General features: G+C 71.2%; 25 protein-coding genes. 13 read left to right on the forward strand and 12 right to left on the reverse strand.

Annotated features, from left to right (window positions below):
• Both R2J75_RS14855 and R2J75_RS14860 read right to left on the reverse strand, forming a co-directional pair.
• A complete protein-coding gene (locus R2J75_RS14855) occupies positions 1-993 on the reverse strand; it encodes an N-acetylornithine carbamoyltransferase (protein ID WP_243329897.1) in 993 nt (330 codons plus the stop codon).
• A 2-nt stretch (positions 994-995) separates the two neighbouring features.
• Complete coding sequence (locus R2J75_RS14860) at positions 996-2162, reverse strand: aspartate aminotransferase family protein (protein WP_243329896.1); 1167 nt, start codon at positions 2160-2162, stop codon at positions 996-998.
• A gap of 158 nt (positions 2163-2320) precedes the next feature.
• Between R2J75_RS14860 and R2J75_RS14865 the strand changes: the two genes are divergently transcribed.
• From R2J75_RS14865 to R2J75_RS14915, 11 genes are all read left to right on the forward strand, one after another.
• Entirely contained in the window at positions 2321-2731 is a 411-nt protein-coding gene (locus tag R2J75_RS14865) for an arginine repressor (RefSeq protein ID WP_243329895.1), read from the forward strand.
• A gap of 34 nt (positions 2732-2765) precedes the next feature.
• Complete coding sequence (mscL, locus tag R2J75_RS14870) at positions 2766-3158, forward strand: large conductance mechanosensitive channel protein MscL (protein WP_243329888.1); 393 nt, start codon at positions 2766-2768, stop codon at positions 3156-3158.
• 152 nt (positions 3159-3310) lie between these two features.
• Positions 3311-4627, forward strand: coding sequence for a dicarboxylate/amino acid:cation symporter (locus tag R2J75_RS14875; protein ID WP_243329887.1), 1317 nt, complete (start codon positions 3311-3313; stop codon positions 4625-4627).
• Between the two features lie 106 nt (positions 4628-4733).
• Complete coding sequence (locus R2J75_RS14880) at positions 4734-5702, forward strand: [citrate (pro-3S)-lyase] ligase (RefSeq protein ID WP_243329886.1); 969 nt, start codon at positions 4734-4736, stop codon at positions 5700-5702.
• Positions 5699-5962: a citrate lyase acyl carrier protein gene (gene citD / locus R2J75_RS14885; protein WP_243329885.1), complete on the forward strand. Its 264-nt coding sequence runs from the start codon at positions 5699-5701 to the stop codon at positions 5960-5962. The genes R2J75_RS14880 and citD overlap by 4 nt, the downstream gene beginning before the upstream one ends.
• 2 nt (positions 5963-5964) lie before the next feature.
• Positions 5965-6435 (forward strand): PPC domain-containing DNA-binding protein, encoded by a 471-nt coding sequence (locus R2J75_RS14890; protein WP_243329884.1) that lies wholly within the window; start codon positions 5965-5967, stop codon positions 6433-6435.
• Positions 6432-7349 (forward strand): HpcH/HpaI aldolase/citrate lyase family protein, encoded by a 918-nt coding sequence (locus R2J75_RS14895; protein ID WP_243329883.1) that lies wholly within the window; start codon positions 6432-6434, stop codon positions 7347-7349. Before R2J75_RS14890 ends, R2J75_RS14895 begins: the two co-directional genes overlap by 4 nt.
• Positions 7336-8874: a citrate lyase subunit alpha gene (gene citF / locus R2J75_RS14900; protein ID WP_243329882.1), complete on the forward strand. Its 1539-nt coding sequence runs from the start codon at positions 7336-7338 to the stop codon at positions 8872-8874. Before R2J75_RS14895 ends, citF begins: the two co-directional genes overlap by 14 nt.
• Positions 8867-10165, forward strand: a complete 1299-nt coding sequence (locus R2J75_RS14905; RefSeq protein ID WP_243345890.1) for a triphosphoribosyl-dephospho-CoA synthase — start codon at positions 8867-8869, stop codon at positions 10163-10165. Before citF ends, R2J75_RS14905 begins: the two co-directional genes overlap by 8 nt.
• Positions 10166-10380: 215 nt before the next feature.
• Complete coding sequence (locus R2J75_RS14910; protein ID WP_243329878.1) at positions 10381-11529, forward strand: cytochrome-c peroxidase; 1149 nt, start codon at positions 10381-10383, stop codon at positions 11527-11529.
• Positions 11530-11546: 17 nt separating this feature from the next.
• A complete protein-coding gene (locus R2J75_RS14915; protein WP_316410478.1) occupies positions 11547-12737 on the forward strand; it encodes a porin family protein in 1191 nt (396 codons plus the stop codon).
• A 9-nt stretch (positions 12738-12746) separates the two neighbouring features.
• On the opposite strand, the gene R2J75_RS14920 is transcribed toward R2J75_RS14915, so the two are convergent.
• The 4 genes from R2J75_RS14920 to R2J75_RS14935 form a co-directional block, all read right to left on the reverse strand.
• On the reverse strand, positions 12747-13220 hold the full coding sequence (locus R2J75_RS14920; protein ID WP_316410479.1) for a thioredoxin family protein: 474 nt from the start codon (positions 13218-13220) through the stop codon (positions 12747-12749).
• A gap of 21 nt (positions 13221-13241) precedes the next feature.
• The gene (locus R2J75_RS14925) at positions 13242-13709 is read right to left on the reverse strand and encodes an ExbD/TolR family protein (protein WP_243329872.1); all 468 of its coding nucleotides are present in this window, start codon (positions 13707-13709) and stop codon (positions 13242-13244) included.
• A gap of 272 nt (positions 13710-13981) precedes the next feature.
• Positions 13982-14281 carry an MTH1187 family thiamine-binding protein gene (locus R2J75_RS14930; protein ID WP_243329869.1) on the reverse strand — a complete coding sequence of 100 codons (300 nt, stop codon included), beginning with the start codon at positions 14279-14281 and terminating at the stop codon, positions 13982-13984.
• Positions 14282-14330: 49 nt separating this feature from the next.
• Positions 14331-16391: a M13 family metallopeptidase gene (locus R2J75_RS14935; RefSeq protein ID WP_316410480.1), complete on the reverse strand. Its 2061-nt coding sequence runs from the start codon at positions 16389-16391 to the stop codon at positions 14331-14333.
• Between the two features lie 87 nt (positions 16392-16478).
• On the opposite strand from R2J75_RS14935, the gene rlmF reads away from it, so the two are divergent.
• Together rlmF and R2J75_RS14945 are read left to right on the forward strand one after the other, a co-directional pair.
• Entirely contained in the window at positions 16479-17390 is a 912-nt protein-coding gene (gene rlmF / locus R2J75_RS14940; RefSeq protein WP_394365923.1) for a 23S rRNA (adenine(1618)-N(6))-methyltransferase RlmF, read from the forward strand.
• Positions 17391-17498: 108 nt separating this feature from the next.
• Positions 17499-17687, forward strand: a complete 189-nt coding sequence (locus R2J75_RS14945; protein ID WP_243345888.1) for a hypothetical protein — start codon at positions 17499-17501, stop codon at positions 17685-17687.
• Positions 17688-17742: 55 nt separating this feature from the next.
• Here R2J75_RS14945 and R2J75_RS14950 read toward each other — a convergent pair whose 3' ends face one another.
• The 6 genes from R2J75_RS14950 to R2J75_RS14975 form a co-directional block, all read right to left on the reverse strand.
• Positions 17743-19809 carry a M13 family metallopeptidase gene (locus tag R2J75_RS14950; protein WP_243329861.1) on the reverse strand — a complete coding sequence of 689 codons (2067 nt, stop codon included), beginning with the start codon at positions 19807-19809 and terminating at the stop codon, positions 17743-17745.
• Positions 19810-19917: 108 nt separating this feature from the next.
• On the reverse strand, positions 19918-20979 hold the full coding sequence (locus R2J75_RS14955) for an aldo/keto reductase (protein WP_243329859.1): 1062 nt from the start codon (positions 20977-20979) through the stop codon (positions 19918-19920).
• A gap of 40 nt (positions 20980-21019) precedes the next feature.
• Complete coding sequence (locus R2J75_RS14960) at positions 21020-21940, reverse strand: aldo/keto reductase (protein ID WP_243329857.1); 921 nt, start codon at positions 21938-21940, stop codon at positions 21020-21022.
• 143 nt (positions 21941-22083) lie between these two features.
• The gene (locus tag R2J75_RS14965; RefSeq protein ID WP_316410482.1) at positions 22084-22815 is read right to left on the reverse strand and encodes a YqjF family protein; all 732 of its coding nucleotides are present in this window, start codon (positions 22813-22815) and stop codon (positions 22084-22086) included.
• 43 nt (positions 22816-22858) lie between these two features.
• The gene (locus R2J75_RS14970) at positions 22859-23365 is read right to left on the reverse strand and encodes an SRPBCC family protein (RefSeq protein ID WP_243345887.1); all 507 of its coding nucleotides are present in this window, start codon (positions 23363-23365) and stop codon (positions 22859-22861) included.
• Between the two features lie 43 nt (positions 23366-23408).
• Positions 23409-24320: a carbohydrate kinase family protein gene (locus tag R2J75_RS14975; RefSeq protein WP_316410483.1), complete on the reverse strand. Its 912-nt coding sequence runs from the start codon at positions 24318-24320 to the stop codon at positions 23409-23411.
• Between the last annotated feature and the right edge of the window lie 39 nt (positions 24321-24359).

The following is a 24359-nucleotide window of genomic DNA, read 5'->3' on the forward strand; positions in this document are numbered from 1 at the left end:
TCAGGCCTCCAGCAGCCACTGCAGCAGGGCCCGCTGCACGTGGAAACGGTTCTCGGCCTCGTCCACGACGCGGCTCCAGGGCCCGTCCAGGACGCCGTCGGCGACCTCGACGTTCCTCCGCACGGGGAGGCAGTGCATGAAGATGGCGTCCGCGGCGGCCTTGGCCATGATCTCCGGAGAGGTCATCCACGCGGGGAAGGCCTTGACGGCCTCGGGCCCCAGGGGGCCGCCGGTGGCCGGGCCCCAGGCCTTCGCGTAGACGACGCGGCTGTCCTTGACGGCCTCGTCCAGGTCCTGGGTGAAGGCGACGCTGCCGCCGGCCTCCTTCGCCAGGGCCTCGGCCTGGGCCTGGACCTCGGGCTGGAGCTCGAAGCCCTTGGGATGGGCCACCCGCACCTCGCAGCCGGCGGCCGCGGCGGTGAGGAGGAAGCTGTTGGGCACGGCCTTGGGCAGGGGCTTGATGTGGGGCGCCCAGCTCAGGGTCACGGGCAGGCCCTTGGTGGTCCCGAAGGTCTCCCGGGCGGTCATGAGGTCGGCGAGGCCCTGGCAGGGGTGCTCCCGGGCGCTCTCCATGCTCAGGGTGGGGACGGTGGCGAAGTTCCGGAACCCGTTCATGACGGGATCCTTGTGATCCTCCGCGTCGTCGGTGTTGCCGGCGAAGGTGCGCACCGCCAGCACGTCCACGTAGCGGCTCAGGACCGGCGCGGCCTCGCGGATGTGCTCGGCCCGGTCCCCGTCCATGACGGCGCCCGCGCGGTCCTCCAGCTTCCAGACCCCGTTGCCCACCTCCAGCACGATGCTGGAACCGCCGCCCCGGGCCATGCAGGCCTCGAAGGAGGCGCGGGTGCGCAGGCTGGGGTTGAAGAAGACCATGCCGAGGATCTTGTCGACCAGGTGCTTCGGGTGCGGCCCCTGCTTCCACTGGATGGCCTGGGCCAGGACCTTCTCGAGGCCCTCGACGCCGAGGTCGCTGATGCCGGTTGCATGCCTCATGTTCAGTTCTCCTTGCCGAATGCGGTGACGGCCTCGGCCAGCGCGTCCACGGCGGCCTGGGTCAGGGTGAGGGGGGGCATCAGGCGCAGCGCGTCCGGGTCGGAGCTCCCGCCGACGAGGATCCGATGCGTCTGCAGGTGCGCCTTGAGGGCCTTGGCCCTGCCCGGGACCACGAGGCCCAGCAGCAGGCCCGCGCCCCGGACCTCGGTGACGCAGGTGCCGGCCAGGGCCTTCCGGATCGCCGCCTCCCGCGCCAGGGCGTTCTGGAGGAGGCCCTCCTGCCGGATCACCTGGAGGGTGGCGATGAGGGCGGCGCAGGCGATGGGCCCGCCGCCGAAGGTGCTGCCCAGGTCCCCGGGCCGGATGCAGGCCGCCGTCTCGGAGCCCAGCAGGATGGCGCCCATGGGCACGCCGGAGGCGAGGCCCTTGGCCGAGGTGACGATGTCGGGGCGGACGCCGTGGAGGCCGGCCGCGTAGGGGTGCCCGAGCCGGCCCACGCCGGTCTGGACCTCGTCGTAGATCAGCAGGGCGCCCTCGGCCAGGGTCTTGGCCCGGAGGGCCTGGAGGAACTCGGGCGTCGCGGGCCGGATGCCGGACATGCTCTGGATGGGCTCGAGGATGACGCCGGCCACGTCGGAGAAGTCCGCCGCCGCCAGGGCCTCCAGGTCGTTCCAGGGCAGGCGCAGGCAGGGCGCCAGGAGACCCTCGTAGGGGCCGGTGATGGGGGGGTCGTCGGTGACGGAGAGGGCCAGCAGGGTCCGGCCGTGCCAGCCGCCCTGGAAGGCCGCGAAGCGCTTCCGGCCCGTGATCCGGCAGGCCATCTTGAGGGCGTTCTCGTTGGCCTCCGCCCCGCTGTTGCAGAAGAAGATGGAGCTCAGCCCCGTCTCCCGGCCCGAGGCCGTGAAGGCCAGGAGCTCCTGGGCGGCCCGGCTGCGGACCGGCAGTTCGGCGGCGGTGCTGTAGAAGATCAGCTCCTTCGCCTGCGCGGCCACCGCCTCCGCCACCCGGGGGTGGGCGTGGCCGGTGCTGGCGACGCAGTGGCCGCCGTAGAAGTCCCAGTAGCTCTGCCCGAGCGGGTCGAAAACGCGGTCGTTCTCGCCCCGCAGCAGCGGGAAGGGGAAGGGGGTGTAGGTGGGGAGGAGGGCGGGAGCCTGCAAATTTGCGTTCATGGAATGCAAATACCCGGAAATACCGGCAACATGTTGCAAATTGTGCACCCGTCCAGGAGGGGGGTCAAGTAAGAAATTCAGCCTTTTTCAGCTTTTCCACAAAGTCTCCCCCAACCCAGGCGGTTGCAATTTCCTGCAATTGATCCCACATTGGCTCCATGAACCTGGACGAGGCCATTCTCAGCCACCTTTCCCGGCGGCCCATCACCGAACAAGCGGACCTGCTCGCCCTCCTGAAGACGGAGGGCTACGACCTCACCCTGTCCACCCTGTCCCGCCACTTCAAGAAGCTGAACGTGCGCAAGGAGGACGGCCGCTACCAGCGGATGCGGCCCGCCGCGGTCCCGACCCACCCCTTCACCCTCCAGAAGGTCCCCCCCATCCTCATCGTCGTGAAGACCACCCCCGGCTTCGCCCAGCCCATGGCCCTCGCCCTGGACCAGGCCGCCCTGCCCTCCCTGGCCGGCACGATCGCTGGTGACGACACCATTTTCCTGGCGCCGCGGGAGGCGGCCCTCCTCGACCGCCTGGAGCAGGAGGTCCGGGGCCGCCTCGCCATGGGCCTCTGAGCCGCCCCCGGGGTCCGGACCGAAGGAACCGTTCATGTCCCTCCTCAAAGACTTCAAGGCGTTCATCGCCCGGGGGAACGTGGTGGACCTGGCGGTGGCCGTCGTCGTGGGCGGCTCCTTCCAGACGATCGTCAAGGCCTTCGTCAGCGGCATCATCATGCCCATCGTGAGCTACGTGATGCCGCCCGAAATGGCCTGGGAGGAGTGGACCCTCGGCCGGCTCCGCATCGGCCTGGTCCTGGGCGACATCCTCAACTTCCTCATCACCTCCGCCGTGGTCTTCCTGCTCTTCGTCAAGTCCGTCGCCCTCATCAAGCGCCTCGAGGGGGAGACCCCCCCGCCCCCGACCACCAAGACCTGCCCCGAATGCCGCGAGACCATTCCGATTGAGGCAACCCGGTGTAAATTCTGCACTTCCAAACTCTGATCCAGGCTCCATCCGATCGCTCGGTGGGCCCGAATGTTAAGAAATTAAAAAAAGAGTCTTCGCATCCGAAATTCTGCCGACTGAAAGGTTGCTGGAAGGAACCGGTGCCCGGTCCCTGGCCATGACCAGCGCCCGCCCGTCCAGGAGCCCCCATGCGAAGACTCTTCAAGAGCCTGTACGTCCAGGTGATCGTCGCCGTGGTGCTCGGCGCCCTCCTCGGGTTCTTCAAACCGGACGTAGGCGCGTCCATGCGGCCGTTGGGTGAAGGGTTCATCAAGCTGGTGAAGATGCTCATCGCGCCGATCATCTTCCTGACCGTCGTCATGGGCATCGCCAAGATGGGCGACATGAAGAAGGTGGGCCGGGTCGGGGGCAAGGGCCTCCTCTACTTCGAGGTCCTCACCACGGTGGCCCTCGCCATCGGCCTGGTCATCGCCAACGTCTTCAAGCCCGGCGCCGGCATGAACATCAACCCGGCCTCCCTGGACGCCAAGGCCATCGCCGCCTACACCCACGGCGCCCACCTGACGACCACCGAATTCATCATGAACATCATCCCCAAGGACGTGGCCGACGCCTTCGCCAAGGGGGACATCCTCCAGATCCTCCTGTTCTCCATGCTCTTCGGGAGCGCCCTGGCCTTCGTGAAGGCCGACGGCCTCCCCGTGATGAAGTTCCTGGACGCCCTCAACAAGGTCTTCTTCCGCATCGTGGCCGTGGTCATGCGCCTCGCCCCCATCGGCGCCTTCGGCGCCATGGCCTTCACCGTCGGCAAGTACGGGCTCCACACCCTGGTCAGCCTGGGCAAGCTCATCGCGTGCTTCTACGCCACGAGCCTCCTGTTCGTCGTGCTCGTCCTCGGCCTCGTCATGCGGTGGGCGGGCCTCTCCGTCTTCAAGTTCCTGCGCTACATCCGGGAGGAGATCCTCATCGTGCTGGGCACCAGCTCCTCGGAGTCGGCCCTGCCCCTGATGATGGAGAAGATGGAGCGCCTGGGCTGCTCCAAGTCGGTGGTGGGCATGGTGATCCCCATGGGCTACTCCTTCAACCTGGACGGCACCTCCATCTACCTGACCCTCGCCGCCCTGTTCATCGCCCAGGCCACCAACACCCCCGTCACCCTGGGCCAGCAGCTCTACATCCTGGCCATCCTGCTCCTCACCTCCAAGGGGGCCGCGGCGGTGACCGGGGGCGGGTTCATCACCCTGGCGGCCACCCTCTCCGTCACCGGCAACATCCCCGTGGCGGGCCTGGCCCTCCTCCTGGGCATCGACCGCTTCATGAGCGAGGCCCGCGCCATCACGAACCTCATCGGCAACGGCATCGCCTCCGTGGCCGTCAGCAAGTGGGAGGGCGAGCTGGACCTCGCCCGGGCCCGCTACTTCCTGGATCATCCCAAGGTCGTGGAGGAGGAGGAGTACGAGGCCAGCCGCATCCCCGACCACCCCGGCGTCCCCCAGGAGGCCTGATCCGCGCGCGGGCGCGCTTGGTGACGAACAGCACATTTCCGGCCGGGCAGGCACGCCGAAAATGCGTAGGCTGGAAGTCCAGGTGAGACCCGGACCGGAGCCTGCCTTGATCGACCATCCCACTGAGCGCGAAGCCAGGGCCTTCGTCGAAGGCCACGGGCTCCGCTATGAACCCGGCGCCGACGCCTGGGCCGGGCTCTACGAGGACGGCCGGCTTGTCGCCGTGGGCGCCCGGGCGGGCCAGGTCCTCAAGATGTTCGCCATCGCCCCCGAGCACCAGGGCACCGATGCCCTGGGGCAGCTGGTGACGGAACTCCGGGCCTCGGCCGCCGCCGCCGGCCACGAGACCCTCTTCGTCTTCACCGCCCCGGCCAACGCCCCCAGCTTCGAGGCCCTCACCTTCCGCCTCCTGGCGGCCCACGGCCCGGCCGTCCTCCTGGAGCACGGCCCCGGGCTTGCCGCCTGGCTGGAGCGCCAGGCGCCCCTCGTCCGGCCGGGCCGGAACGGGGCCATCGTCATGAACGCCAATCCCTTCACCCGGGGGCACCAGTACCTGGCGGAGACCGCCGCCGCCCGGGTCGATCACCTCTACCTGTTCGTGGTCGCCGAGGACCGGTCGGCCTTCCCCTACGCCACCCGGCTCCGCCTCGCCCGGGAGGGCACCGCCCACCTCCCCAACGTGACGGTGCTGGGCACCGGGCCCTACGCCGTCTCGGCCGCGACCTTCCCCACCTACTTCCTCAAGCGCCTGGAGGCCGGCGCCGAGGCCCAGATGGGCCTGGACCTGGACCTCTTCGGGCGGCGCATCGCCCCCGCCTTCCACATCGCGGCGCGCTTCGCCGGGGAGGAGCCCCGCTGCCCCCTGACCGCGGCGTACAACCGGGCCATGGCCGAACTCCTGCCGCCCCTGGGCGTGGCCGTGGAGATCGTGCCCCGCCTGGAGGCGGACGGCGCGCCGGTGAGCGCGTCCCGCGTGCGGGAGGCCCTGGCCGCCGGCGACGGGGCCGCCCTGCCCGCCCTCGTCCCGCCCACCACCCTCGCCCATCTGAAGCTCACCAAGGAACCCCAGCCATGAACATACGAAAAAAGGCGACCGCCGGGACCATGCAGTCCAGCGACCTCGTCGTCGTCGTGGAGCCCGCCGAGGGCCTCGTGATCGACATCGAGTCCACCGTCAAGAAGCAGTTCGAGCACCTCATCCGGGCGCGCATCGAGGCGACCCTGGAGACGCTCGGCGTCACCTCCGGACGGATCCACGTCTCCGACCGGGGCGCGCTGGACTACGCCATCGCCGCCCGGGTCGAGGCCGCCGTCCGCCGCGCGGACCAGGAGTAGCCATGGACAAGATCTGGCATCGCGAGTGCGTCACCGGACGCCGCTTCATCATCAAGATCGAGCCCGGGGCCAACCTGGCCGAGAGCATCCTGGCCTTCGCCGCCTGCAAGGAGCTCCCCTTCGCCTCCCTCGTCTCCGCCGTGGGCTCCGTCCGCAACGTGGTGTTCCGGGACATCCAGACCGGGGCCCACCTGCCCATGACCGAGCCGCGCATCCGCACCCACCGCGTCGAGGGCCCCCTCGAGATGCTGGGCCTCCAGGGCAACATCGCCCCCGGGCCCGAGCGCCGCCTCCACGGCCAGTTCTACTTCCTGGGCTCCAAGGCCAGCGGCGAGGTCGTCGGCGGCCGGCTCGTGGAGGCCGAGGTCTTCGGCACCTGCGAGATCGTGCTGGCCGAATACCTCGTCCAGGGCATCGAGCGCTACCACTCGGCCTCCAGCGGGGTCGACACGCTGTATTTCGAGGAGGAATGACCGTGAAACTCCGCCGTTCCTTCCTCTACGTCCCCGGCAACATGCCCGGGATGCTCCAGAACATCCCGGTCTTCCAGGCCGACGGCGTCATGATCGACCTGGAGGACGCCGTGCCCCTCCAGGAGAAGGACGCCGCCCGCCTCCTGACCCGCAACTTCATCCAGGGCTTCAAGGACCGCCGCCTGGAGCTCTTCGTGCGCATCAACGGCCTCGACACCCCCTACGCCGAGGACGACCTCCGGGAGGTCCTGCCCGCCGTCCCCGACGGCATCCGCCTCCCGAAGGCCGACAACCCCGAGACCGTCGAGCGCCTCGACACCATGCTCACCGAGGCCGAGGAGCGCCTGGGCCTGCCCATCGGGCACTTCAAGATCATCCCCTCCATCGAGAGCGCCCAGGGCGTCCTCAACTGCGTGGAGACCGCCAAGGCCTCCCCCCGCCTCGTCGCCCTCGCCTTCGGCGCCGAGGACTTCACCGCCAGCATGGAGATCGACCGCACCAAGTCCGGCGAGGAGCTCTTCTCCGCCCGGACCCGCATCATCTGGGCCGCCAAGGCCGCCGGCCTCCAGGCCATCGACACGATCTTCCCCGACGTCAACGACATGGACGCCCTCCGCGCCGAGACCGAGCTGGGCCGCCGCCTGGGCTTCACCGGCAAGTCCCTGGTGAACCCCCGGCAGATCGAGGTCATCCACGAGGTCTTCCGGCCCACCCAGGCGGAGATCGACCACGCCCTCGCCGTGCTGGACGCCATCAAGCGCGCCCGCGAGATGGGCACCGGCGTCATCAGCCTCAAGGGGCGCATGGTGGACGCCCCGGTGGTCACCCGCGCCGCCCGCGTCCTCAAGACCGCAGTCGCCTTCGGCATGATCGAGGTGGACCTTTCCGACGAGGTGATTCATGGCACGAAATAGCCTTGGACGGGAGATCCCCGACGTCTGGCGCGGCCGGAAGCTGGAGCCCTACCGGGATCCCTGGTCGAAGAAGCCCGAAGTCCTGCGCGCGACCCGCCCCCTGGTGCGGCGCTTCCCCGGCGACAGCAAGCTCCTCCCGAGCCTGAGGGCCGCCCTCGAGGCCTGCGAGCTGCGGGACGGCATGAACATCTCCACCCACCACCACCTCCGGAACGGCGACCTCCTCCTCAACCTCCTGGTGAAGGAGCTGGACGCCATGGGCCTGAAGGACATGGGCATCGCCTCCAGCTCCGTCCACGACGTGCACGCGGAGATCATCCCCTACATCCGCAAGGGCGTGATCACCCGCATCGAGACCGGCGTCAACGGGCTCATCGCCAAGATGGTGAGCCGGGGCGAGCTGCGCTGCGACATCATCGTCCGCAGCCACGGCGGCCGCGCCCGTTCCATCGTCACCGGCGAGGTGGAGATCGACGCCGCCTTCATCGCGGCCCCCTGCTGCGACGAGACCGGGAACATGAACGGGGTGATGGGCCGTTCCGCCTGCGGCAGCCTCGGCTACGCGCACACCGACGCCCGCTACGCCAAGAAGGTCGTGGCCGTCACCGACAACCTCGTCAGCTTCCCGGCCGCCCCCATCAGCATCAGCTCCAGCGACGTGGACTACGTCGTCCAGATCGAGAGCCTCGGGGACCCCTCCAAGATCGTCAGCACCACCACCCGCGTCACCCGCGACCCCGCCGGCCTCCTCATCGCCAAGTACGCGGCCGAGGTGATCCAGGCCTCCGGCCTCCTCAAGGACGGCTTCTCCTTCCAGACCGGCGCCGGCGGCACCTCCCTCGCCGTGGCCGACAACGTCAGGAAGATGATGGCCGAGGCCCGGGTCAAGGGCAGCTTCGGCTGCGGCGGCATCACCGGCTACTTCGTGGACATGCTCGAGGAGGGCTACTTCCAGACCCTCTTCGACGTGCAGTGCTTCGACCAGCGCGCCGTGGAGTCCATGCGCGTGAACCCCGGCCACCGGGAGATCAGCGCCGACCTCTACGCCAGCCCCTTCAACCGCGGCTGCATCGCCAACATGCTGGACTGCGTCATCCTCGGCGCCACCGAGGTCGACGTTGACTACAACGTGAACGTGAACACCGAGTCCAGCGGCTGGCTCCTCCACAACACCGGCGGCCACTGCGACGTCGCGGCCGGGGCCAAGCTGGCCATCGTCGTGGCCCCCTCCATCCGCGGGCGCCTGCCCGTGGTGCGCGAGTCCGTCACCACCGTCACCACCCCCGGCGAGACCGTGGACGTGGTCGTCACCGAGCGGGGCATCTGCGTCGCGGACCGCCACGAGGACCTCAAGCGGGAGCTCCTGCGCAGGAACCTCCCCGTCAAGGAGATCCACGACTTCCACGAGGAGATCACCCGCGTGACCGGCAAGCCCCGGGCCCTCGAATTCGAGGACGAGATCGTCGCCCTCGTGGAATACCGGGACGGCACGATCATCGACGTCGTGAGGCAGGTCCGTGACTGACCCCGCCGACTTCCTCGAAGCCCGGGACGCGCGCCAGCGCGAGCTGACGCGCGCCCTGTTCCTCTTCGAGGGATCGGGCTGCCTCCTCATGGCCGGCACCAACGTGCCCGGCCCGGACAAGCACGCCGGGGGCCTCGCCGCCCTCCTGGACGAGGCCCTGGAGCGCCTGGCCCGCACCCATCCCTTCCGGATCCTGGTGTCGGGCCTGGACGCCCTGGGGCCCTGGCGCCTGGCCCACGTCCCCGCCCCCGCCGAGGCCGTCAAGGCCGCCGCGGTGGCCGTGGAGGGCCTGGACCCCGCCGCGCGCCTCCTGGACCTGGACGTGTACCGGCCCAATGGCTCCCAGGCGGGCCGGGCCGCCCTGGGCCTGCCCCCCCGCACCTGCCTCCTGTGCGACCGGCCCGCGGTGGACTGCATCCGCAGCCAGGCCCACCCGGTGGAGGACCTGCGCGCCCAGGTCGACCGCCTCCTGGCCACCGTCCGCCGCGCCCCCACCCGCATCGCCATCGACCAGCTCGCCGAGGGCCTCCACCTGGGCGCCCTCCGGGAGCTGGAGCTGACCCCCAAGCCCGGCCTCGTGGACCGGCGCGACCGGGGCAGCCACCCCGACCTCTCCTTCGACGCCATGCGGACCTCCGCCCAGCTCCTGCCCCAGTACTACGAGGACCTCCTCGGGCGGGGCGGCTGCCAGGCGCCCCTGGCCGGATGCGTGGAGGCCGGCCGCGACGCCGAGGCCCGCATGTTCGCCGAGATCGGCACCAACGGGCACCGCGGCTACATCTTCCTGTCGGGCCTCGCCCTCCTGGGGGCCTGCGCCTCCGGGGGCCGCCTGGAGGCCCTCCCCGGCGCCATCGCCCAGGTGGCCGCCGCCTTCTTCCAGGCCCATCCGCCGGCCCCCTCCACCCACGGCGCCAGCATCCGGGCCCGCCTGGGTCTGGGGGGCATCCAGGCGGAGGCCGAACGCGGCCTGCCGGCCGTGTTCGAGACCGGCTGGCCCGCCTACCGCGCCGCCCTCGCCCGGGGCTGGGACCCGGACCGGGCCGCCTTCAAGCTCATGGCCGTCCTCATGCAGGTCCTGGAGGACACCACCATGGTCCGCCGCGGAGGCCTGGCCGGCCTGGCCCGCCTGCGGGAGGCGGGCGCCCAGCTCGAGGCCCTCCTGGACGCCGGGGACGACCCCCTCCCCTACCTGACCGCCCTGAACCTGGCCTGGTGCCGGGACAACCTCACCATGGGCGGGGTCGCCGACTGCATGGCCCTGACCTTCGCCCTCCACGACGCCGCCCATTAGCGTCCCATCCATCCTGGGTCCGGCGCGCTGGGGCCGTGCGGGAGGCCCGTTCACGGGGAGCCGGGCGGGTTCGGGAGGCGGCGCCACCCCGGTGACGGCGGTCACAGGCGGGCGGAGCCGCTTGACGTTCCGTCCGCTTTGGTTGAGAATGAGTCTCGATCCTATTGTGTGACGCCCGCCCGGCGTCCCCCCGAACCCGGCCCCCGGAGCCCGCCATGCGTCTGCGCACGCTCGCCCTTTGTCTGCCCGTCGCCCTCCTGGCCTGCGGCGGCGCCCTCGCCCCCACCCGCGGAGGCCTGTCCGCTGAAGCCCAGCTGGGCGAGGCCATCTTCAAGGACACGCGCCTGTCGGCCTCCGGCCAGCAGGCCTGCGCCACCTGCCACGTGGCCGCCGACGCCCACGGCGCCCCCAACGCCTTCCCCGCCCAGTTCGGCGGCGCCGCCCTGGACCTCCAGGGCACCCGCCAGTCCCCCTCCATCCGCTACCTCGCCACGAACACCCCCTTCTTCTTCGACAAGGAGGGGACCCCCACCGGCGGGTTCTTCTGGGACGGGCGGGTGGACACCCTCGCGGAGCAGGCCGGAGGCCCCTTCCTGAACCCCCTGGAGATGGCCATGCCCGGCAAGGCGGCGGTGGTGGAGCGCCTCGCCCAGGGGGCGTACGCGGACGCCTTCCGCCAGACCTACGGGGCCGCCATCTTCGCCGACACCGAGGCGGCCTACCGCGCCATGACCCTGGCCCTCCAGCGCTACCAGCTGGAGGATCCCGCCTTCCGGCCCTACGACAGCAAGTACGACGCCTTCCTGGACGGGAAGGTCCGCCTCAGCGACGCCGAAGCCCGGGGCCTCGCCCTCTTCAACGATCCCCGCAAGGGCAACTGCGCCGCCTGCCACCCCTCCACCCGGGGCGCCGACGGCAGCCGCCCCCTGTTCACCGACTTCACCTACGACGCCCTCGGCGTCCCCCGGAACCCCGCCCTCCAGGCCAACGCCGATCCCGCCCACTTCGACCTGGGCCTGGGGGCGCGCCTGGGCCGGGAGGACCTCTACGGCGCCTTCAAGGTGCCCAGCCTCCGCAACGTGGCCAGGCGCAAGGCCCTCTTCCACAACGGCCGGTTCACCTCCCTCAAGGAGGCCGTCACCTTCTACGTCCAGCGGGACACCAACCCGGAGAAGTGGTACCCCCGCGACGCGGACGGCAACGTGGTGAAGTTCGACGACCTGCCCCCCGCCTTCCGCCGGAACGTGAACGTCACGGAAGCCCCGTACGACCGGACCCCGGGCCAGGCCCCGGCCCTCGACGAGGCCGAGATCGACGATCTGGTCGCCTTCCTCCAGACCCTCAACGACGGCTTCCAGCCGTGACCCGCCCAGGAGCCCCCATGCGCACCGCCCCCCTTTCCCTCGCCCTCCTCCTCGCCGCCGCGCCCCTGGCCGCCCAGACCCCGGACCTCGCCGAGAAGGTCGAGCGCCTCTCCCGGGAGGTGGAGCGCCTGAAGGCCGAAGCCGCCCCCGCCCAGCCCTCCAGCACCAGCATCCTCGGCTACGGGGAGATCGTCTTCTCCCGCTACCGCCGGGACGGCGCCAAGGACACCGCGGACCTGCGGCGCTTCGTCCTCGGGGTGACCCACGCCTTCGACGCCGACACCGAACTCGTCACCGAGGTGGAGGTGGAGCACGCCGTCAGCTCCGCCGACGACAAGGGCGAAGTGGAGATCGAGCAGGCCTACATCCTCCACCGCCTCTCCCCGGCCTGGTCCATCCGCGCCGGCCTCTTCCTGGTGCCCTCGGGCCTCCTCAACGAGCGCCACGAGCCCACCGTCTACTACGGCGTGGAGCGCAACCTGGTGGAGACCGCCATCATCCCCAGCACCTGGCGCGAGGGCGGCGTCCAGGTCGCCGGCGACCTGGGGTCCGGCTTCCTCCTCCAGGCCGGCGTCAGCACCGGCTTCGACCTGGGCAAGTGGGACGCCTCCTCCACCGAGGGCGCCGAATCCCCCCTCGGCGCGGTCCACCAGGAGCTGAGCGGGGCCAAGGCCCACGACCTGGCCGTCTTCGGGGCCCTCAACTGGCGCGGCGTGCCGGGCCTGCACCTGGGGGCCTCCATCTTCCACGGCAAGGGCAGCCACGCCGCCTCCGGCGTCCCCCCCCTCTCCGCGACCCTCTGGGAGGCCCACGGGCGCTGGACCCCCGGCGCCTGGGACCTGAGCGCCCTCTACGCCCGGGGCGAGATCTCCGGCACCGCCGCCTTCAACCAGCCCCTGGTGGGCTTCCCCACCCTCATGCCCAGGACCTTCGACGGCTGGTACGTCCAGGCCGCGCGCCAGGTGTGGGCCTCCGGCCCGCGCGCCCTGGCGGCCTTCGCCCGGTTCGAGACCGTGAACACGGCGGCCGCCTTCGCGACCCTGAGCCCGGCCAGCCTCACCCCCGCCCCGGCCCGGGCGGAGCGGGTGTGGACCGCCGGGGCCAGCTTCAACCTCAACCCCCACGTGGTCGTGAAGGCGGACCTCCGCCGCTTCCGGGAGGACCGGAACCAGGACCGCTTCAACCTGGGACTGGGCTGGGCGTTTTGAGGCCGGGCCTCAGGCCTTGGGCTTCCAGGCTTCGATGAAGGCTGCGATCTTCGCCCGGTCGTAGCCTTTGTCCTGCTCCAGCACGCCGGTGTCCTGGCTGTGGAGCAGCTTGCCCGCCGCATCCAGCACGAAGAGGTGGGGGTAGCCCGGCACCTTGGGGAACTGGGCGAGGAAGGCCTCGTTCCGGTGGGCCTTGCTGAAGTCCACGGGCACGGTCACGAAGGCGCGGTCCCGGAGGCCCGCCAGCTCCGCGTCGGCGGCGAAGAGGCCGTGGAGGCGGTGGCACCAGGGGCACCAGTTGCCGCCGACGATGAGGAGGATGCGGCGGCCCGACCGGGCTGCCTCCGCCTTCGCCGCCTCCAGATCCTTGAAGCTGTCCCGGGCCGGATCGTAGGGTCCGGTCTGGGGCGCCTTGGCGTCGGGAGGGGCGGCGAGGCCGGGCAGGGTCGCGGCGAGAAGGGCGGTCACGAGGAAGGCGCGCATGCAGGGCTCCGTTGCCTTCGATCATAGCGCGGCGGGCGAGGTCTTCAGGAGGGAGACCGCCACCCGGATCTCGCCGCCGTCCTCGCCCCGCGGACCCACCTTGGCCAGGGTCGCGGCCCGGGCCAGGTCCGAGGCGGCATGGAGCTCGCCGAGCACGTCCACCGCCCGCTGGTGGGGGAGCGCCGCGTCCACCTTCAGGAAGACCTTGCGGAGGCCCGCGGGCTGGAGCAGGACGGCCTCGGCCACCCGGGCCCGGAGCGTCGCGGCGTCCACCGCCTCCCGCTGCAGGAAGAGCCGGCCTTCCCCGTCCAGGCTCACCACGATGGGCGGGGCGGGAAGCCCCCGGGGGCCGTCCACGATCTGGGGCACGGCCACCTTCAGCGCCGGCACGAGGCCCGGCACCAGCACGATGAAGACGATCAGCAGCACCAGCACGATGTCGATGAGGGGCGTGATGTTGATGTCGGCGCGCGCGCGGCTCAGGTCCATGGTTCCCTCCCTTGAAGCAGGCCGAAGGCCTGGCAGGTGATTCCCCGCGCCCTTCACAAACGGCCGACGCCGGCCCGGGGGCCGGCGTCTGAACCTGTTCCTCAAAGAGCGTTGCCCAAGCTTCAGGCCATTCGCTCGCCCGTCAAGATCGCCCCGCCTGAAGTTACGCGGCCGTGAGAAACCCCCCGCGGCAAGGCCCTTCCGTCACGAGGGCGTCACGCCGAGGCGGAAACCCCCTGCGAAGGGCCCCGCGCGGGGAGGGCGTCCGGCGCCTACCCCAGCTTCTCCCGGAGGCTGCGCAGCTTGTCCCCCATCCGCTGCTCCCGGTCGGAGCGGGTGCCGAACTTCACGTCGGTGTGGATGCGGGGGACGCCCATGGCGTGGAGCCGCTCGTGGCAGGCGCGGATCGTCCCGAAGACCGCCTCCCAGTCCCCCTCCAGGTTGGTGCCGTTGGCGTGGGTCTCGAAGGTGAGGCCGCTGGCCTGGAGCACCCGCTCCAGCTCGGCGATGTAGGGGGAGAGGCTGACCCCGACCCCCACGGGGACGACGGTGAAATCGGCGATGACGTGCATGGACCACCTCCCTTCCAGGATCCCACGCCGGCCCTGGCCGGGAGGCCGGCTACCAGATGCGGACGCGGTCCGCCGGGGCCAGGTAGAGCTTCTGCCCGGGCTTCACGCCGAAGGCCTCATACCAGGCGTCCAGGTTGCGGACCACGTTGGGCCGCAGGAAGCCGGGGGTGTGGGGATCGGTCATGACGCGCTTGAGCAGCTCCTCGTCCCGGTACTTCTGGCGCCACACCTGGGCGAAGCCGAGGTAGAAGCGCTGGTCGGGGGTGAATCCGCCGAGGACCTTCCCCGGCTTGCCGGCGAGGGAGGCGTGGTAGGCCTCGTAGGCCACGGTCACGCCGGCCAGGTCCGCGATGTTCTCGCCCAGGGTCAGCTCGCCGTTCACGTGGCTGCCCTTGAGGGGCTCGTAGGCGGCGTACTGCTTCACCAGGCGGTCCGTGAGGGCCGTGAAGCGCTTCACGTCCTCGGGGGTCCACCAGTCGGAGAGCTTGCCGTCCTTGTCGTACTTCCGGCCCTGGTCGTCGAAGTGGTGGCTGATCTCGTGGCCGATCACGGCGCCGATGGCCCCGTAGTTGACCGCGGGATCGGCCTTGGGATCGAAGAACGGCGCCTGCAGGATGGCCGCGGGGAACACGATCTCGTTCCACGAGGGGTTCGCGTAGGCGTTCACCGTCATGGGCGTCATGCCCCACTCGGAGCGGTCGATGGGCTTGCCGATCTTGTCGAGGCTGCGCTGGAACTCGAACTCGGCGGCGCGGAGCAGGTTGCCCACGGGATCCCCGGCCTTGACCTCCAGCCTGGCGTAGTCGCGCCACTTCCCGGGGTAGCCGATCTTGGGGGTGAAGCGCGCCAGCTTGGCCCGGGCCTCGGCCTTGGTGTGCGCGTCCATCCAAGCCAGGTTCGAGAGGCGGCGGTCCATGGCCGCGATGATGTTCTTCACCATCACGTCCATCTGCTGCTTGGCCTCGGGGGGGAAGTACTTGGCGACGTAGAGCTTGCCCACGGCCTCGCCGAGGACCCGGTCGGTGAGGTCCACGCCCCGCTTCCAGCGCGCGGTCTCCTCGGGCTGGCCGTTCAGGACCCGGCCGTTGAAGGCGAAGGAGGTCTCGCCGAAGGCCTTGGGCAGCACGGAGGAGAAGTGGCCCAGGGTGTGGAAGGTCAGGTAGTCCTTCCACACCTCCAGGGGCTCGGAGGCGAGGAGCTTGCCCGTGCCCGCCACCGCGCTGGGCTGGGTCACGATCAGGCGCTCCTGCTTCGGGATCCCCGCCGCCTGGAGGAGGGCCGCCCAGCCCACGCCCGGATAGGTCGTCTCCAGGTCGGCGACGGCGCAGGGGTTGTAGAGCTTCTCCCGCTGGCGGGACTGCACGCGGGTCCAGTGGACCTCGGCGAGCTTCTTCTCCAGGCCGTAGATCCCCGCGGCCTTGGCGTCCGCGTCCTTGATCCCGGCCAGGGTCAGCATGGCCGCGATGTGCTTGACGTACTTCTCGCGGATGGGGCCGAACTTGGGGTTCTTGGCGTCCAGGTAGTAGTCCCGGTCCGGGAGGCCGAGGCCGCCGGCGCCCACCATCACCGAGATGATGTCGGGGTTCTTCATGTCCTGCGCGGCCCGCAGCCCCAGGGGGCCGCGGCCGCCGGTGCGCATGGCCTTGCCCAGCCAGGCGCTCAGGGCCTGGCGGTCGCCGATGGCCTGGATGCCGCCCAGGATGGGCTGGATGGGCGCGAGGCCGGCGGCCTCGATGGCCTTCTCGTCCATGAAGCTGGTGTAGAGGTCCTTGATCTTCTGGGCCTCGGTGCCGGGCTTGGCCGGCTTCTTGGCCACGGCCTCCACCAGGACGCGGGTGCGCTTCTGGCTCAGGTCCCGGAGCATGGTGAACATGCCGTAGTCGGAGCGGTCCGCCGGGATCTCCAGCTTGCGCATGTAGGCGCCGCCGGCGTAGCCCGCCCAGTCGTCGCCGGGCAGGAGGGTCCGGTCCATGCCCTCGGTGTCGATGCCGAAGGCGCCGAGCACGCAGCGGGAAGCGTGGGCGGGGGCCTTGTCGGCGGCCGCGAGGACCGTGGGGGCGAGGATGAGGGCGCCGGCCGCAAGCCGTGCGAGGAGAGACGTTCGCATCATGGGAGCTCCAGGGATATACCTCGTTATGAATGGTAGGAGGGGGGCGCCGGGTTGGCCAGCCCAAAGACGGGGCGCCGGCGCGGTATCCTGCCTTCCATGAGGAAGCTGCAGCCCCCCGCAACCAGGCCCGGCCTGCACCCCGCCAACCCCCACCGGGCCCCCTACGCCTTCGAGGCCCTGGTGGCGGCCGTCCCTTCCCTCGGCCCCCACGTGCGCCGAAATCCGGCCGGACTGCCGACCATCGATTTCGCGGATCCCACCGCTGTCCGCCTCCTCAACCGGGCCCTCCTCGCCACCACGTACGGGGTCCGGGACTGGGACCTGCCCGAGGGCTACCTGGTGCCCCCCGTGCCCGGCCGCGCCGACACCATCCATCACCTGGCCGGGCTCTTCGCGGCCCCCCGGGGCCTGCGCGTCCTGGAGATCGGCGTGGGCGCGGGCCTCATCCACCCCATCCTCGGCCACGCCGCCTACGGATGGACCTTCGTGGGCACGGACGTGGATCCCGCGGCCCTGGCCTCCTGCCGGGCCATCCTCGCCGCCAACCCCGCCCTGGCCGCCGCCGTCGAGCTGCGCCTCCAGCGGGACCCCGGCCGCATCTTCGAGGGGGTGACGGCCCCCGGCGAGGCCTTCGACCTGAGCCTCTGCAATCCCCCCTTCCACGCCAGCGCCGCCGAGGCCGCCGAAGGCACCCGGCGCAAGTGGCGCAACCTGGGCCGCCGCCCGCCCCAGGCCCGCAATTTCGGCGGCCAGGGCGCCGAACTCTGGTGCCCCGGGGGCGAAACCGCCTTCGTCACGCGCATGGCCGAGGAAAGCGCCCGCCAGCCTGGCCTCTGCACCTGGTTCTCCAGCCTGGTCTCCCGGTCCGAGAACCTCCCCGCCCTCCGCGCCGCCGTCCTGCGCGCCGGCGCCACCCGCCTGAGGATCCTGGACATGGCCCAGGGCCAAAAGCGCAGCCGCCTCCTCGCCTGGGGCTTCGACCCCCCCGCCGCCACGTAGGCCCGCGCGCCCCTCCGGCGGGTCCGTTCACCGACGCGGGGCGGGCGCTGGCCGATGGGGCCCTTGGCGGGCCGGGCGGAGGACCGAGACTGGGCATGGGAGGCCCCCATGGTCCACATCCTGCTCTGGTTCATCCTCCTGGTGCTGTGCTGGCCCCTGGCCCTGGCCCTGCTGATCCTCCTGCCCCTGGTCTGGCTGGTGCTGCTGCCCTTCCAGATCCTCGGCTTCGCGGTCCACGGGGCGCTGGCCCTGGTGAAGGCGGTCTTCCTGCTCCCGGCGCGGATCCTGGGCCTCTGAAACGGGAAAGGGGATGGGCGGAGCGCCCATCCCCTTCCGTCGGCCGGAGCCGGCCCTACCAGACCTTGATGCGGTCCGCGGGGGCCAGGTAGAGCTTCTGGCCCGGCTTCACGCCGAAGGCCTCGTACCAGGCATCCAGGTTCCGCACCACCGCGGGCCGGAAGTGGCCGGGGGTGTGGGGATCGTTCTGGAGCTGGTTGAGGAGGGCGGCGTCGCGGTACTTGGTGCGCCACACCTGGGCGAAGCCCATGAAGAACCGCTGGTCGCCGGTGAAGCCGCCGACGACCGGGGCGGGCTTGCCCTTCAGGCTGCGGTGGTAGGCGTCATAGGCCATGGTGAGGCCGGCCAGGTCGGCGATGTTCTCGCCCAGGGTCAGCTCGCCGTTGACCTTGGTGCCCGGGAGGGGCTCGTAGTCGGCGTACTGCTTGACCACCTTCTCCGTCAGGGCCGTGAAGCGCTTGACGTCCTCGGGGGTCCACCAGTCGGAGAGCTTGCCGTCCTTGTCGAACTTGCGGCCCTGGTCGTCGAAGTGGTGGCTCAGCTCGTGGCCGATGACGACGCCGATGGCGCCGTAGTTGACCGCGGGGTCGGCCTTGGGATCGAAGAACGGCGCCTGCAGGATGGCGGCGGGGAACACGATCTCGTTCCAGAGGGGGTTGGCGTAGGCGTTGACGGTCATGGGCGTCATGCCCCACTCGGAGCGGTCGATGGGCTTGCCGATCTTGTCCAGGTTGCGCTGGTACTCGAAGTCGGCGGCGCGCATGGCGTTGCCGAGGGCGTCGCCGCGCTCGACCCGGAAGCGCGAGTAGTCACGCCACTTGGAGGGGTAGCCGATCTTGGGGGTGAACTTGGCCAGCTTGGTGCGGGCCTCGGCCTTGGTCTTGGCGTCCATCCAGGGCAGGTTGGCCAGGTGCTGGTCGAAGGCGGCGATCAGGTTCTGCACGAGGGCATCGGCCTGCTTCTTGGCCTCGGGGGGGAAGTACTTTGCGACGTAAAGCTTGCCCACGGCCTCGCCCAGCACCGCGGTGGTCATGTCGACGCCGCGCTTCCAGCGGGGCTGCATCTCGGGCTGGCCCATGAGGACCTTGCCGTTGAAGGCGAAGTTCTCTTCCACGAAGGCCTTGGGGAGGAAGGCGGCGGCGCCCTTCAGGGTGTGGACGGTGAGGTAGTCCTTCCACACGGCCAGGGGCTCGGAGGCCATCAGGCGGGCCGCGCCCTCGATGGCGCTGGGGGTGGTCACCACCAGCTCCTTCTGGGAGGCCACGCCCACGGAGGCGAGGAGGGTCTTCCAGTCCACGCCGGGGTACTTGGCGTCGAGCTCGTCCACCTTGCAGGGGTTGTAGAGCTTGTCGACCTGCCGGGACTGGACCTTGGTCCAGTGGGAGGCGGCGATCTTGGTCTCCAGGTCGTAGACCGCCTTGGCCCGGGCCTCGGCGTCGGGGAGCCCGGCCAGCTTCAGCATGGCGGCCAGGTGGGCCTGGTACTTGGTGCGGATCTCCTTGAACTTCTCGATCTTGACGTCGTAGTAGTCCCGGTCGGGCATGCCGAGGCCGCCCTGGCCCACATAGACGGAGTAGATGGCGGGGTTCTTCAGGTCCTGCATGGGGGACATGCCGACGGGGAGGTCCATGCCCTGCCGCATGGCCTTGCCGAAGGCCAGGGCCAGGCCCTGGGGGTCCTTGATGGCCGCGATGGCGTCCAGGTGGGTCTTGAGGGGGGCCAGGCCCTTCTTCTCGATGGTGGCCTCGTCCATGAAGCTCGAATAGAAGTCGCCCACCTTCTGGGCCTCGCTGCCCTTCCGGGCGCCCTTGGCGGCCGCGGCGGCCTCCACGATGCCCTTGGTGCGCTCCTGGCTCAGGTCGTGCAGGACATGGAACATGCCGAAGCTGGCCTTGTCGGCGGGGATCTCGAGCTTGCGCACGTACTGGCCGTTGACGTAGCCATTGAAGTCGTCGCCGGGGGCGACGGCCGTATCCATGCCGGCCAGATCGATGCCGAAGGTGCCGAGGGTGGGCTTCTGGGCCTTGACCGCGGCCCGGGTCTCAGGCGCGCGGGCGGCGAGGGGCGCCGACAGCACCAGGGCGCCGGCGGCGAGGGCCAGAAGGATTCCATGTCGAGACATACGTTCTCCCTTGGGAATGATCCTGCAAGGGTAACGCGCCTCGGGGACCGCCGGTTTAGCCGGGGCTGTGACCTCGGGCAAGAGTGATCCGGCCCGGAAAGGACTGCGCTACTTGGGGTTCTGGGGCGCGTCCCGCTTGTAGAACTGGGCCTGGCCCATGACGGGGAAGGCCCTGGCCTCGAGCTCCCGGAGCTGGGCGGGCGCGTAGGGGGTGAATTCCCGGGCGATCCGCACGTTCTCCTCCAGCTGGGCCACGTTGTCGACGCCCACGATGACCGTGGAGACCCCGTGGCTGAGCGTGTAGCCCATGGCCTCGCGCATCGTCAGGGTGCCGGGACGGGTGGCCTTCACGGCCCCCCGCTGCTGGGCCACGGGCGGCGGGGTCCAGGAGGCCAGCAGGCGCCCCCGGGCCGGGACCTTCATGCCGATGATCCCCATGCCCTTCTCCAGGGCCAGGGCGAGGAGGGGCTGGAAGGTGAGGTGGTGGGGATCCGCGGCGTTGAAGGCCATGAGCACCGTGTCGAAGGGGAAGCGGCGGATGGCCTCCATGAGCACCTGGGGATCCGTGTGGCCGGAGAGGCCCAGGAAGCGGACCAGGCCCTGCTCCTTGGCCTCCCGGAAGGCCTCGAGGGCGCCGCCCTTGGCGCAGACGGCGTCCACGTCGGCGGGGGTGGCCATGGCATGGAGCTGCCACAGGTCCACGTGGTCGGTCTGCAGGAGCTTGAGGGAGGTCTCCAGCAGGCGCAGGGAGCCGTCCCGGTCCCGGGCGTGGGTCTTGGTGGCGACGAAGGCCTCGGCCCGGCGCCGCTTCAGGACCCGGCCCAGGTACTGCTCGCTCCAGCGGGCCTCGCCCCCGTAGCGGGCGGAGGTGTCCAGGTAGTTGACGCCCAGGTCCAGGGCCCGCTCGATGAGGGGCACGGCGATGGCTTCGTTGTGGGGCTGCTCGATGGCGGCCTGGCCCCCCAGGCTGAAGATCCCGACCAAATGGCCGGTCCGCCCGAGGTTCCGGGTGGGCATGGCCTTGGCGGTGCGGGGGTTCCAGGGTTCGAGGACCGGGCGGGGGGCGGCCGGCGCCGCTTCCTCGGCGCCCAGTCGGGTCGCCATCAGGCCCAGGGCCGCGCCCGCGCCCAGCTTCAGGAGGTCCCGGCGATCGAGGGAGGAGGTGGTCATGGCGGCGCTCCAGGGGGTCCCCAGTTTAGCGCCGCAGACCTCAGGTGAGGCCGGGCCAGTCGGCGGTGCCCCTCGCCCGGGCGAAAGCCTCCCGGATGCGGGCGACGGCCGGGGCCGGCAGGGGGCCCCGCGCCAGAATGCGCAGGTTGGCCTCGGCGCTCTCCCGGCGGGTGGTGCCGATGGACAGCACGTGGGGCCCCGCCAGGGCGAGGCTGAAGCGCAGGGCCAGCTCCGGCCAGGGATCGGGCCCCTGGCCCCCCAGGTCCTCCGGATCCAGGCCCATGGCCTTGAAGCGGTCCACGTAGGGCTTCACGTAGTCCCGGTAGATGCCCTCCTGGGCCTCCAGGGGCTTCCAGCAGGCGTTGGCCACGGTCCGCTTGAGGATGACGCCCTGGCCGCCCCGGGCGGCGGCGGGCAGGGCGGTCTCCAGGTTGGCCTGGTCCACCAGGTTGGCCGAGCACATGAGCACGTCCACGCCGGGCAGCTCCGCGGCGTAGGCGGCCGCGGCGTTGTCCCCCGAATAGCCCGCGAAGCGGATCTTGCCGGCCTCCTTGGCCCTCAGCAAGGCCCCCAGGGCCTCGCCCGCCTTGAGGACCTCCAGGGGGCAGGTGTGGAGGAGCATGACGTCCAGGTGATCCGTGCGGAGGCGGCGCAGGGAACGATCCACCGTCCGGGTCACCACGTCCGCGGACCAGTCCTCGCCGGGCACGTCCGGCAGCTTCCGGCCGCACTTGGACAGCAGGACGAAGTCGCCCCGCCGGTGGGCGACGGCCCCGCCGATCAGCTCCTCGGAGCCCAGGTAGGCCGCCGCCGTGTCGATGACGTTCACCCCCTGGTCCAGGAGGAAGCCCAGCACCTCCGCCGCCCGGTCCGCGTCCGCGCCCAGGTAGCCGATGGGGCCCGCCCCGAAGGCCAGGCGCGAGACCCGCAACCCCGTCCGTCCGAATGTCACCTGGTCCATGGGTGCCTCCCGGGGTCATTGTAGGCGCCTGGGCGACATCCAACAGGGGAGGAGGTCCCATGACCGAGCCCATGCCCAAGGACGGCAACCTGAAATCCCCCGCGACCCGCACCACCGGCGAGGAGGCGCCGGACGCGCCCTGATCATCGCTCCACCCGCCGCGCGGCCCAGATCCGCACATCCTGGCGCTCCACCAGGTGGGCGAGGGCCGGCCGCGGGGGCAGGTGCAGGCCCAGGGGCTCGGCCAGGGTGTTGCTCTGCAGGTCCGCCTCGCAGGGCCGCAGTTCCCACGGGCCGTGGTCGAGGTCGCTGCGGAGCAGGCCGCCGTCCCGGGCCCGGGTGTAAAGGGCGAAGCGGGAGGTGAGCCAGTCCTCCAGGCTTCCGGGCACGGGCCGGAAGGGCGCGCCCACGGCGCGGTAGCGGCCCGTGAACGAGGCGGAGGGCGCCCCCCGGTGGGTGCGCCAGCTGGCGAAGTGCACCCAGCCCCCGCCGCGCACGTGGGCCATGCGGGCCCGCAGGTAGGGGAGGCGCGGGTGGATGCGGGCGGCCCGGACGAGGAGGGCCTTGTCCGCGTCCAGGCTGAAGAACCATATGCCGGGCTTCCGTCCGTCGGTCACGTACGTGCGCAGGTTCAGCTCCAGGTACGAGGCCGCGCCGGGAATGGGGGGGAGCCAGCGGAGGCGGGTGCCGGAGACGGCGAAGGGCACGATGCCCAGCCAGGCGACGCCCTGGTGCGTGTCCAGGGTCAGGCCCTTCGGCAAGCGGCACGCCAGGGCCTCCGCCGGCACGGGCCAGTGGAGGAAGGCGAGGTCGTTCCAGCGCATGGCGAGGAGCCAGGGGCCGGGGGGCGGTGCGGTGTCAGGTCGAGCGTCCATGGTGCCTCCCGCGGGGTCCCGGACCCCGGTGGAGGGTTGGATGCTACCGGCCCCCCGGATAATGGGCCTGGAGTTCGCGCAGCACCCAGGCGTTCCCCTTCTCGAAGAAAGCCTTCATCTTCTGGGATTCCTCGTCCGGTCCGTAGCCGACCATGGCCACCCGCAGGCGCGTGGCCCCCTTCCCTTCGGGCGTGAGGGTGAAGACCGTCCACACCCTGGCGTAGGCGTTCATGAACGGGAAACCCTTCGGCGGCCGATGGATGCGGGTCACGAGGACGCGCCCCGGGTCGTAGGCCACGATCTCCGTGTGGATGGCCGCCTCCGAATCCAGGGGGACCTTGGGGTCGTAGGCGGTGCGCAGGAGCCCGCCGGGCCGGAAGTCGATGTCCGCCGCTCCCACGCCCAGCTTCAGGACCCCCTCGGCCGTGGTGAGCACCCGCCAGAGCTCCTCGGGCGGCGCCTGGATCACCGCTTCGGTCACCAGGGGCGTCATTTCGGCGGGCCCGGCGGCCAGGACCCAGGTCAGGAGAACGGGGACGGCGCGGATCATGGGGCCTCCGGGGGGCCCAGCATGCCGCAATCCTCCGGCCCTGTCACCCCTTCGCGCGCACCCGCGCCACGGCCGCCTCGAGCTGGGCGCGGGAGATCAGGCCATCGGACGTGGCCCGGAGGCCGCAGGTGTGCCGGGCCCCCAGCTGGCCCCGCAGCGCGGCCTCCTCCAGCGACCGGCCCTCCAGGACGTAGGCGGTGAGGAAGCCCACGGCCAGGGCGTCCCCGGCGCCGTTGGTGTCGAGCACGGGCGTGCCCGTGTCCACGGCCGGAAAGAACCGCACCTCCCGCCCGGTGGCCACGGCGCAGCCCTGGGCGCCCCGGCCGCAGACCACCACCCGGTCCGGCCGCTGGGCGGCGAGGCGGCGCATGAAGGGCGCCGGATCCGGGAAGTTGGTCCCCGAGAAGAAGAGGAGGTCCGCCGCCTCCATGAAGTCGCGCCGGTAGGGATCCGCGGGGTCCACCACGTCCTGGAGGTCGCAGGCGATGCGGAGGCCCGCCTCCCGGGCCAGGGGCAGGAGGCGGCGGGCCCAATCCGGGATGTTGACGTGGGCCAGGCGGGCGCCCGCCATCACCGCCCGGCAGAGGGCGGGGTCCGGATCCGCGTGGCGCTTGCAGTCGTAGAAGTTCTTCCGGCGGCCGTCCCCGTACATGAAGTTCACGCTGCGGGCCGTGCCGCCGGGATCCGGGGCGAGGGCCCGCACATCGATGCCGTCCGCCGCCAGGGTCTCCCGGATGGCGCGGCCGGCGAAGTCGTCCCCCACGTGGCCGATGAAGCCCGTGCGCAGGCCCAGCCGCGCGTAGCCCCGGCTGGCATAGCCGCCGGCCTGCCCCACGCAGTCCAGGTTCTCCGTGAAGTTGGCCTCCACCTCGAAATCGATGTCCCGGCCCGGCAGGTACACGTTGGTGTCCAGGCCCACGCATCCGATGACGACGACATCCAGGGGGTGGCCCATGGGGTCCTCCGGCGGGCGCTTCGACCGGCCCCCCGCATC

The sequence above is a fragment of the Mesoterricola sediminis genome, assembly GCF_030295425.1.
Classification (GTDB): Bacteria; Acidobacteriota; Holophagae; order Holophagales; family Holophagaceae; genus Mesoterricola; species Mesoterricola sediminis.

Coding starts and splice junctions, on each gene's coding strand:
- R2J75_RS14920 (WP_316410479.1), bottom strand. CDS start 13,220: ATGCGCGCCTTCCTCGTGACCGCCCTTCTCGCCGCGACCCTGCCCGGC.
- R2J75_RS14955 (WP_243329859.1), bottom strand. CDS start 20,979: ATGACCACCTCCTCCCTCGATCGCCGGGACCTCCTGAAGCTGGGCGCG.
- R2J75_RS14965 (WP_316410482.1), bottom strand. CDS start 22,815: ATGGACGCTCGACCTGACACCGCACCGCCCCCCGGCCCCTGGCTCCTC.
- citF (WP_243329882.1), top strand. CDS start 7,336: ATGGCACGAAATAGCCTTGGACGGGAGATCCCCGACGTCTGGCGCGGC.
- citD (WP_243329885.1), top strand. CDS start 5,699: ATGAACATACGAAAAAAGGCGACCGCCGGGACCATGCAGTCCAGCGAC.
- R2J75_RS14895 (WP_243329883.1), top strand. CDS start 6,432: ATGACCGTGAAACTCCGCCGTTCCTTCCTCTACGTCCCCGGCAACATG.
- R2J75_RS14890 (WP_243329884.1), top strand. CDS start 5,965: ATGGACAAGATCTGGCATCGCGAGTGCGTCACCGGACGCCGCTTCATC.
- R2J75_RS14960 (WP_243329857.1), bottom strand. CDS start 21,940: ATGGACCAGGTGACATTCGGACGGACGGGGTTGCGGGTCTCGCGCCTG.
- R2J75_RS14970 (WP_243345887.1), bottom strand. CDS start 23,365: ATGATCCGCGCCGTCCCCGTTCTCCTGACCTGGGTCCTGGCCGCCGGG.
- R2J75_RS14925 (WP_243329872.1), bottom strand. CDS start 13,709: ATGGACCTGAGCCGCGCGCGCGCCGACATCAACATCACGCCCCTCATC.
- mscL (WP_243329888.1), top strand. CDS start 2,766: ATGTCCCTCCTCAAAGACTTCAAGGCGTTCATCGCCCGGGGGAACGTG.
- R2J75_RS14875 (WP_243329887.1), top strand. CDS start 3,311: ATGCGAAGACTCTTCAAGAGCCTGTACGTCCAGGTGATCGTCGCCGTG.
- R2J75_RS14950 (WP_243329861.1), bottom strand. CDS start 19,809: ATGTCTCGACATGGAATCCTTCTGGCCCTCGCCGCCGGCGCCCTGGTG.
- R2J75_RS14855 (WP_243329897.1), bottom strand. CDS start 993: ATGAGGCATGCAACCGGCATCAGCGACCTCGGCGTCGAGGGCCTCGAG.
- R2J75_RS14930 (WP_243329869.1), bottom strand. CDS start 14,281: ATGCACGTCATCGCCGATTTCACCGTCGTCCCCGTGGGGGTCGGGGTC.
- R2J75_RS14915 (WP_316410478.1), top strand. CDS start 11,547: ATGCGCACCGCCCCCCTTTCCCTCGCCCTCCTCCTCGCCGCCGCGCCC.
- R2J75_RS14935 (WP_316410480.1), bottom strand. CDS start 16,391: ATGATGCGAACGTCTCTCCTCGCACGGCTTGCGGCCGGCGCCCTCATC.
- R2J75_RS14975 (WP_316410483.1), bottom strand. CDS start 24,320: ATGGGCCACCCCCTGGATGTCGTCGTCATCGGATGCGTGGGCCTGGAC.
- R2J75_RS14910 (WP_243329878.1), top strand. CDS start 10,381: ATGCGTCTGCGCACGCTCGCCCTTTGTCTGCCCGTCGCCCTCCTGGCC.
- R2J75_RS14860 (WP_243329896.1), bottom strand. CDS start 2,162: ATGAACGCAAATTTGCAGGCTCCCGCCCTCCTCCCCACCTACACCCCC.
- R2J75_RS14945 (WP_243345888.1), top strand. CDS start 17,499: ATGGTCCACATCCTGCTCTGGTTCATCCTCCTGGTGCTGTGCTGGCCC.
- R2J75_RS14865 (WP_243329895.1), top strand. CDS start 2,321: ATGAACCTGGACGAGGCCATTCTCAGCCACCTTTCCCGGCGGCCCATC.